This window comes from Xanthovirga aplysinae (assembly GCF_009711365.1).
In the GTDB taxonomy this organism is placed as follows: Bacteria; Bacteroidota; Bacteroidia; order Cytophagales; family Cyclobacteriaceae; genus Xanthovirga; species Xanthovirga aplysinae.
On the sequence record NZ_SMMB01000865.1, the window covers coordinates 1 to 4879 of the forward strand.

Annotated in this window: 4 protein-coding genes; all 4 read left to right on the forward strand. The window is 38.8% G+C overall.

Translation table 11 applies throughout. The features are described 5' to 3' along the window. Positions 1 to 589 (forward strand): TolB family protein (locus tag E1171_RS07015; RefSeq protein WP_155205302.1); only part of this gene is annotated, 589 nt, incomplete at its 5' end. Positions 590 to 734: 145 nt separating this feature from the next. Then, positions 735 to 1928: a serine hydrolase domain-containing protein gene (locus E1171_RS07020; RefSeq protein WP_155205299.1), complete on the forward strand. Its 1194-nt coding sequence runs from the start codon at positions 735 to 737 to the stop codon at positions 1926 to 1928. A 23-nt stretch (positions 1929 to 1951) separates the two neighbouring features. Next, complete coding sequence (locus tag E1171_RS07025) at positions 1952 to 2875, forward strand: TolB-like translocation protein (protein WP_155205300.1); 924 nt, start codon at positions 1952 to 1954, stop codon at positions 2873 to 2875. Between the two features lie 206 nt (positions 2876 to 3081). Continuing rightward, positions 3082 to 4806, forward strand: a complete 1725-nt coding sequence (locus E1171_RS07030) for a TolB family protein (RefSeq protein WP_155205301.1) — start codon at positions 3082 to 3084, stop codon at positions 4804 to 4806. Positions 4807 to 4879 lie beyond the last annotated feature (73 nt).

Below are 4879 nucleotides of genomic sequence, written 5' to 3' on the forward strand. Positions count from 1 at the left end.
ATTAACTCATGCAAAAAACAAATGGGATAGTTCACCTACCTGGTCTCCCGATGGGGAAAAAATTGTTTTTGCAAGAGAATATAGAGATTCGGATAAAATTATACAGACAGAAATTTGGGTCATGAACTCAGATGGTAGTGAGCAGACTCAAATAAAATCACTAAGTGGTGGTGGTCCTTATTTTACACCAGATGGTAGAATAGTCTTTCACTCGGAATACAAAGATAAAAAAAGTGAGATAAGCATAGCAGATGTTGATGGTAACAACATCATTCATTTGACAAATACCGAAGCAGAAGAGTGGCAACCTGAGGTTTCACCAGATGGTAAGCAAATCGCATTTACGTCTAAGAGAGATGGGAATTATGAAATCTATGTGATGAATATAGATGGGTCTAATCAAAAAAGATTAACATTTAACAAAGTTCGTGATTCTATGCCATCCTGGTCACCTGATGGATCTCAATTAATTTTTACATCAAAAACGGATGGGAAAACTAATATTTACAGGATGAATAAAGATGGTTCTTCGATAAAAATAATCATACCTAATGGTGCACAACCTGCGTGGTTAAAAACAGCCAAATAAACAGCAACTAACAGCTGCCAAGATGAAAATGCGAACCGGGTATTTTGAAACCTACCGGCAAAATTTAAAAATTATTCATCCTGGCAACTGGAGCGCATTCTTATTTTATCTTGATTGTCGCCATTCATTTTAAATAATAAAATCTATGAATTACAAAACAGGACTACTCCTTTTAATGCTACTTATACTAACAAATAGCAGCTTTGCCCAACAAAGTGATAGCCTCGCACCGGAGACTACAGCCACTGAAGCCAAGCTCTCATTCAGGGATATTCCTTATCTCAAAGAAGCCTTTATCGATGCAGCGCCAACTGATAGAAAAGACGGAATCCTCGTGGGCGAATTAGGCATCGATGGGGGCAATAAAGAGATGATTCTTAAGCTGGCGCAGGAAATCGCTGACAACAAACATGGTAACTTCGACAGCTTTCTTATTGCCCACAAGGGCAAGCTCTTATTTGAATCCTATTATTTGCGCGGCCGCATCAACCTGCCCCATCCGCAAGCATCAGCGACTAAAGCCTACACCGCCCTGGCGCTTGGCCGCGCCATCCAGCTGGGTTTTCTGAGCATGGCCGATCTAGACAAACCCCTGGTCAGTTTTCTTAAAGACCTCGACCCAACAAAATTTGTTGAGGGTGTAGAAAAGATCACCCTGCACCAGGCGCTGACTATGCGTTCCGGTATCCGCATCAGTGAAGAACAGAGAGAAGAATTCGAGAAAAACCCAGCCCTGTTAAAAGGTCAGGGGCAAATTCAGGCTTACCTCGAGCATAGTGCGCCTATTACTGCAGAGTCTCAAAGTTTTAAATATCAATTCGATCCAATATTGGTGATGCAAATCATTGATGACGTTGTGCCGGGGTCGGCCAAAGACTTTATCAAAAATGAACTTCTCGACAAAATGGGCATTACGACTTATGACTGGGGGACTGATGTTAGCAGCCTGCCGAGATCGGGAAGTGGGTCAAGCATGACATCGCGCGATATGGTCAAGTGGGGGACTTTGGTCATCAACAAAGGTAAATGGAAAGGCAAGCAACTGGTACCAGCTGCCTTTATTGCAAAAGCGACCAGTAAAATTGTCAATCAAAGTGAAGAATATGATGACACCGCCAGTGGTGTCTCAGGCACGGCTTACGGCTATTTCTGGTGGCAAGCTGATTTGTCCGTAGGGGATAAAAGCTACTTCACCAAAGCAGCCAGAGGCGGCAGCGGCCAAACTATCATTTTGATCGAAGATCTTGATCTGGTGGTTGTAACCACTACCCATCGTAGAGTTGATGATCCCGTATCAGTGACAGCAACAAGAATTCTACCAGCTTTTATTAAGAAATAGCAAACAATACAAAAATCTAAACAATGAAAAATTACAACTTTATAGTTTTAATACTTGTATTTGCATTAGTTTTAAATGCTTGTAATACTAAAAAACAGCCCTCAATAGCTAGTGATTCATCAACTACGGAAAACCCGTATTTTGGACAAAAGCCACCAGGCTTAATTCCAGAAGTTTTTGCTCCTGGAATTGTTTCAATCAATGGAAGGAATGAATCGAATATTTCGTTTTCTCCTGATTTAGACGAAGTATATTTTACAGTTAATAAAAAAGATGAAGAAGTATCTATCTATTTCTCAAAACTTAAAGGTAATAAATGGACTCCCACTAAAAGAGCAAATTTTACTAATGGGAGAAAAAAAGAGGAATTATATCCATTCGTTAGTGTTGATGGCAAAAGGATTTATTTCACAGCTTTGGATTCTATTTTCTCGGATGAAAAAATTTGGTATGTAAACCGTTTAGATGATTCCTGGAGTGATGCAATACAACTTGATTCTCCTCTCAATGATGACCTCGTTTTTTATATTAATCAAGCTAAAAACGGAGATCTTTTTTATACAAATTTATCGAAAAAATGGAAAATGTACTATGCCCTGCATAAAAATGGCAAATTTCCCGAGGTACAGGAAGTTGAAATTGAATTTGGTCACCATGGGTTTATTTCCCCATCTCAAGACTATTTGCTGGTATATGCTCGAAGCAGAGAAAATGAACAAAGAAAAGATGTTGATATCTATGTCTGCTTTAAGGAAAAAGACGGTACATGGACAAAACCAATTAGCTTCGGAAATGAAGTAAATACTAGTTTAAATGAAGGGTGTCCAAGTATCTCACCAGATGGCAAATATTTGTTTTTTACTAGAGCCGAAAACGAAGGTGGGTTATCAAATTTGTATTGGGTGAGCACAGAAATTATTGATACATTAAGACCAGTTGAATTGTAAGAGGTAAAAATAAATTTAGCATATATAATTTTGATGCCAACTTAGTATCCGTTTGGTAACGGTGCATCAAAATAATAGCCTATATAGCTGTCAGTTAAAGGATTGTTGCTCCCTTCAATTTTAACGAAAATTGAAAATGAATGCTCCGTAATCGGCTACTGCTCTTATAATAACAGTTACTAAACATATCAAATAAAGGAAAGCGTATGAAAACTACTAAATTATTAATACTGACAATCGTAATATCGTTAAATACTGTCATTGCTCAAGAAAATATAAAAAACGCTTCTAGCCTTTCACACTTAGAAGGTCCCTATCTTGGGCAAAAACCACCGGGCTTAATGCCAGAACCTTTTGCGCCAGGCATTGTTACGACAGAGCATTGGGAATATGGTGGTGGCTTCTCCCCCGACCTGAAAGAGTTTTATTTCATCAGAGAAGTTGAGGAAAATAAAGAACAAGAATTTGTTGTTTTTCAGTATAAAAATAATCGATGGCAGGAGTCAGTGATATCGCCCAGAGTAGGGCAACCTTTCATCTCACCCGACGGAAAAATCATGCATTTGGGAAGAAGATATAAGGAGCGTACTGAGACTGGCGACTGGTCGGAAATCAAAAAACTCGGTTCCTCTTTTCAGGAGATAGAGATCATGCGCCTTACGGCTTCCTCCAAAGGAACCTGGGTTTTTGATGAGGTTGGCATGCCCGATGGAGATGGCGTAATCCGTTACTCGCGATTAAAAGACGGGAAACGTGAAGAACCGGGGGCATTTGGTAAAGAGATCAACACAGGAAAAATGAATGCTCACCCTTTCATCGCTCCAGATGAATCCTATTTGATATGGGATGGCAGAAGAGAAAGTGGATATGGTAGTTCAGATATCTATATAAGCTTTAGAAGGGAAAATGGCTCATGGGGTGAGGCCATTAACCTGGGCGATAAGATAAACACAGATGCCTGGGAAGCAGGTGCCAGCGTGACACCAGATGGTAAATACCTATTCTTCAACAGGAATATGACCCCGGGTAACTACGAAAATGTAGATATTTTCTGGGTAGATGCACAAATTATTGAGACACTCAGACCTAAGTCTAAATCACTATCCTATACGATTGCTTATTCATCAAAAGAATCAGGTGATGGAGAAATTTATCTGACCAATTCTAATGGTAAATCAAAATTTAAACTAACAAATCGTGAAGGAAATGATGGTTATACAGCCTGGTCTCCTGATGGAAAACAGATGGCCATGTATGCATATCATGATGGAGGAGATACCTGGTCTATCCATACAATGAATATTGATGGTACGAATAGAAAAAGATTAACACATACAAAAAATGTATGGGATAGTTCACCTACATGGTCTCCTGACGGAAGAAAAATTGCATTTGCAAGAGCATACACTAATACAGAAGGTATATGGATGGAGGAAATATGGATTATGAATGCAGATGGAAGTGAACAGACCCAAATAAAACCATTAAAAGGAGGGGGACCTTTTTTTACACCAGATGGTAAATTACTCTATCACGCAAACATGCTGTCTTATGAAATATGTATAGCAGATATTGATGGTAGCAATATAGTTAAGTTAACAAACAATGAGGCAAGGGAGTTACACCCTGAGATTTCACCTGATGGCAAACAAATAGCTTTTATGTCTGAGAGAGATGGTAGTCTTCAAATTTATGTTATGAATGCAGATGGCTCCAATCAAAAACGATTAACATTTAATGTTCCTGAAGCCTGGGGGCCATCGTGGTCACCAGATGGGTCTAAATTAATTTATTCAGCATATGAGGATGGAAAAAATAATATTTACATGATGAAGAAGGATGGTTCATCAGTAAGAAAAATTATAAGTAATGGTTCACAGGCTTCATGGTTAAAAGTACAAAATAAAGAGGGGTTGGGTAAGATTAAATGATATAACACTTTAAAGGCGAAAAATACCAAATCAATTAATTAACAAGACACTATCCGGAAAACTGTGTAAGTAG

Coding starts and splice junctions, on each gene's coding strand:
- E1171_RS07020 (WP_155205299.1), top strand. CDS start 735: ATGAATTACAAAACAGGACTACTCCTTTTAATGCTACTTATACTAACA.
- E1171_RS07025 (WP_155205300.1), top strand. CDS start 1,952: ATGAAAAATTACAACTTTATAGTTTTAATACTTGTATTTGCATTAGTT.
- E1171_RS07030 (WP_155205301.1), top strand. CDS start 3,082: ATGAAAACTACTAAATTATTAATACTGACAATCGTAATATCGTTAAAT.